This is a genomic window from Mesorhizobium sp. M2A.F.Ca.ET.037.01.1.1, assembly GCF_003998075.1.
Lineage (GTDB): Bacteria > Pseudomonadota > Alphaproteobacteria > Rhizobiales > Rhizobiaceae > Mesorhizobium.
This window is the reverse complement of the sequence record NZ_RZSA01000729.1, coordinates 1-3,535: the sequence shown is the minus strand read 5'-3', so window position 1 is coordinate 3,535 and position 3,535 is coordinate 1. Positions and strand designations below refer to the sequence as shown.

Genomic DNA, 3,535 nt, shown 5'->3' with positions numbered 1-3,535 from the left:
AGTGAGACGTTGGCTTTCCCTGGAGCACCCCTCATCCGTCGCCTTCGGCGACACCTTCTCCCACAAGGGGAAAAGGAAGAGGCGCCTCAATGCCCCTCGAACCCGATCAGCGTCCTCACCGGCACGCCGAGCGCTTCCAGCTTCTTGCGACCGCCAAGGTCCGGCAGGTCGATGACGAAACAGGCCGCGACGATGTCGGCGCCGATCTGCCTGAGCAGCCTGACCGCTGCTTCCGCGGTGCCCCCGGTGGCGATCAGGTCGTCGACCACGATCACCTTCTCGCCGGGCGACACGCCGTCCTTATGCATCTCCATCTCGTCCAGGCCGTATTCGAGGCTGTAGGCGACGCGCACCGTCTCGTAAGGCAGCTTGCCCTTCTTGCGGATCGGCACGAAGCCGGCGGAAAGCTGGTGCGCCACGGCGCCGCCCAGGATAAAGCCGCGCGCCTCGATGCCGGCGATCTTGTCGATCTTCAGCCCGGCATAGGGATGCACCAGTTCGTCGATGGCGCGGCGGAAGGCGCGGGCATCGCCAAGCAGCGTGGTGATGTCGCGAAACAAGATGCCAGGCTTGGGGTAATCCGGAATGGTGCGGATGGCCGCAAGCAGCGTGTCTTCGAGGGAGGATTTCATAAGCGGTTGATCCGTTGCCGCACAGTTTTGCCGGCAAGCGGCCGAAAAGAAAAGGGCGCCTTTCGGCGCCCGAGCATTTTTCTGGAAGCCGGCCGGCTCAGTGCGCGACGTCTGCCCACACCCTGCGCTTGGTCATGTAGACCAGCGCGCCGAAGAGCAGCAGGAAGACCATGACGCGGAAGCCGGTCTTCTTGCGGTCCTCGAGATGCGGCTCGGCGGCAAACATCAGGAACGCCGAGACGTCACGGGCATACTGGTCGACAGTCTGCGGCGAGCCGTCGTCATAGGTCACCTGGCCGTCCGAGAGCGGCTTCGGCATCTTCAGGGACACGCCGGACAGGAAGTACGGGTTGTAATGCGTGCCTTCCGGGATCACCATGCCGGCCGGCGGCGTCTGGTCGTAGCCTGTGAGCAGCGAGTGGATGTAATCCGGGCCGCCCTGCGCATACTGGGTGAAGATGTCGAAGATGAAGCGCGGGAAGCCGCGCTCGACGCCGCGCGCCTTGGCGAGCAGCGACATGTCCGGCGGGGCGGCGCCGCCATTGGCGGAAGCCGCAGCCTGCTCGTTCGGGAACGGCGCCGGGAAGTGGTCCGACGGCTTGCCGGGACGGTCGAACATGTCGCCGGCATCGTTCGGGCCGTCATGGATGGTGTATCCGGCGGCCAGCGTCTTGATCTGCGCTTCCGAATAGCCGAGCCCCTCCAGCGTGCGGAAGGCCACCAGGTTCATCGAATGGCAGGCCGAGCAGACTTCCTTGTAGACCTTGAGGCCGCGCTGCAGCTGCGCCTTGTCGTAGGTGCCGAACGGGCCGGCGAAGCTCCAGCTCATTTCCTTCGGCTCGTTGATCGGGAAATGCGTCGGAGCGGCCGCGTTGTGTTCCTCTTCCGCGGCGATGGCCCCAGCACTTGACATCCAGGTGCCCGCGACCACCAGGCCGAGCAGCGCCAGCGAGGTGAGAATCTTCTTCATACCCAAAATCCCCTCAGATCCTCAGCCTTTGGTTTCCGGCGCGGCGGTCGCGCCTGCCGGATGTCCGCTGCCGCCCTTGTTCTTTTCCAGCACCGCTTCGGTGATCGAGTTCGGCAGCCTGCGCGGCGTCTCGATCAGGCCAAGCACCGGCATGACGATCAGGAAGAAGGCGAAATAGAACAGCGTCGCCATCTGCGCCATGAACACGTAAGCGCCTTCCGCCGGCTGCGAGCCCAGCCATCCAAGCAGGATGGCGTCGGCGACGAACAGCCAGAAGAACAGCTTGTACCACGGACGGTAGACCGCCGAGCGCACCTTGGAGGTGTCGAGCCATGGAACCAGGAACAGCATGGCGATGGCGCCGAACATGCACAGCACGCCGCCGAGCTTGGAGTTGATCGGGCCGATGTTGAAGGTGATGGCGCGCAGGATCGCGTAGAACGGCAGGAAGTACCATTCCGGAACGATATGGGCCGGCGTCTTCAGCGGGTTGGCGACCGTGTAGTTGTCCGGGTGGCCGAGAAAATTCGGCAGGTAGAAGACGAAATAGGCGAAGAAGAACAGGAACACGATCATGCCGAACGCGTCCTTGATGGTCGCGTAGGGCGTGAAGGCGACGGTGTCGGTCTTCGACTTGACTTCGATGCCGGTCGGGTTCGACTGGCCAACGACATGCAGCGCCCAGATATGCAGCACGACGACGCCGGCGATCATGAACGGCAACAGGTAATGCAGCGCGAAGAAGCGGTTCAGCGTCGGATCGTCGACCGCGAAGCCGCCGAGCAGCAACTGCTGGATCCAGTTGCCGACCAGCGGAATGGCGCTGAAGAAGCCGGTGATGACGGTGGCGCCCCAGAAGCTCATCTGCCCCCAGGGCAGCACATAGCCCATGAAGCCGGTGGCCATCATCAGAAGGTAGATGATGCAGCCGAGAATCCACAGCAGCTCGCGCGGCGCCTTGTAGGAGCCGTAGAACAGGCCGCGGAAGATGTGGATGTAGACGGCGACGAAGAAGAACGAGGCGCCATTGGAATGGAGATAGCGCAGGAGCCACCCCGAATTCACGTCGCGCATGATCTTCTCGACCGAATCGAAGGCGAGATTGGTGTCGGACGTGTAGTGCATCGCCAGCACGATGCCGGTCAGGATCTGCGAGACCAGCATGATCGACAGGATGCCGCCGAACGTCCACATGTAGTTGAGGTTGCGCGGCACCGGATAGGCGACGAAGCTGTCATAAATCAGCCGCGGCAGCGGCATGCGCGCATCGAACCAGCGCTCGACACCGGTCTTGGGCGTATAGGTCGAGTGTCCCTCGCTCATCGAAATGTCCCCTGCCTCAACCGATAAGGATCTTGGTATCGGAAATGAACTTGAATACCGGGATCGCCATGTTCTCCGGCGCCGGGCCTTTGCGGATGCGGCCGGCGGTGTCGTATTGCGAACCATGGCACGGGCAGAACCAGCCGCCGAAATCGCCTTCCTGGCCGAGCGGGATGCAGCCGAGATGGGTGCAGACCTGCACCATCACCATCCAGGCTTCCTTGCCGGGCGTCGTGCGGTTGGCGTCGGTCGCCGGCGCGTCGGAAGGCAGGTTGGCATTGCGCGCGATCGGATCCTTGAGATCGGCAAGATTGACGGCCTCGCCGTCCTTCATTTCCTTTTCGGTGCGGTTGCGCACCACCACCGGCTTGCCGCGCCACTTGACGATCAGCGAGCTGCCAGGCTGCAGCGAGGAGACGTCGACCTCGACCGAGGCCAGCGCCAGCGTCGAGGCGTCGGGGCGCATCTGGTCGATGAACGGCCACGCGACGGCTCCCGCGCCGACAACGGCGGCCATGCCGGTGGCTACGTAGAGAAAATCGCGACGGTTGGGATCGTGGATGTCGGTTGCGCTCACGGGTGCCTGATCCTTTCGCCTCTTCCTAACCGG

At 63.5% G+C, this 3,535-nt stretch carries 4 protein-coding genes; all 4 read right to left on the bottom strand.

Translation table 11 applies throughout. The features are described from left to right. Positions 1-86: 86 nt before the first annotated feature. The 4 genes from EOA27_RS27850 to petA all read right to left on the bottom strand — a co-directional run bounded on the left by EOA27_RS27850 (position 87) and on the right by petA (position 3,502). Entirely contained in the window at positions 87-632 is a 546-nt protein-coding gene (locus tag EOA27_RS27850) for an adenine phosphoribosyltransferase (protein WP_126059756.1), read from the bottom strand. A gap of 97 nt (positions 633-729) precedes the next feature. Further along, positions 730-1,602, bottom strand: a complete 873-nt coding sequence (locus EOA27_RS27845; protein ID WP_126081650.1) for a cytochrome c1 — start codon at positions 1,600-1,602, stop codon at positions 730-732. 21 nt (positions 1,603-1,623) lie between these two features. Beyond that, on the bottom strand, positions 1,624-2,925 hold the full coding sequence (locus tag EOA27_RS27840) for a cytochrome b N-terminal domain-containing protein (protein ID WP_126081649.1): 1,302 nt from the start codon (positions 2,923-2,925) through the stop codon (positions 1,624-1,626). A gap of 16 nt (positions 2,926-2,941) precedes the next feature. Next, positions 2,942-3,502, bottom strand: a complete 561-nt coding sequence (gene petA / locus EOA27_RS27835) for a ubiquinol-cytochrome c reductase iron-sulfur subunit (RefSeq protein WP_042647595.1) — start codon at positions 3,500-3,502, stop codon at positions 2,942-2,944. Positions 3,503-3,535 lie beyond the last annotated feature (33 nt).

Bases quoted from the DNA above. Each gene is read 5' to 3' on its own strand.
- EOA27_RS27850 (WP_126059756.1), bottom strand. From the start codon at position 632: ATGAAATCCTCCCTCGAAGACACGCTGCTTGCGGCCATCCGCACCATT.
- EOA27_RS27845 (WP_126081650.1), bottom strand. From the start codon at position 1,602: ATGAAGAAGATTCTCACCTCGCTGGCGCTGCTCGGCCTGGTGGTCGCG.
- EOA27_RS27840 (WP_126081649.1), bottom strand. From the start codon at position 2,925: ATGAGCGAGGGACACTCGACCTATACGCCCAAGACCGGTGTCGAGCGC.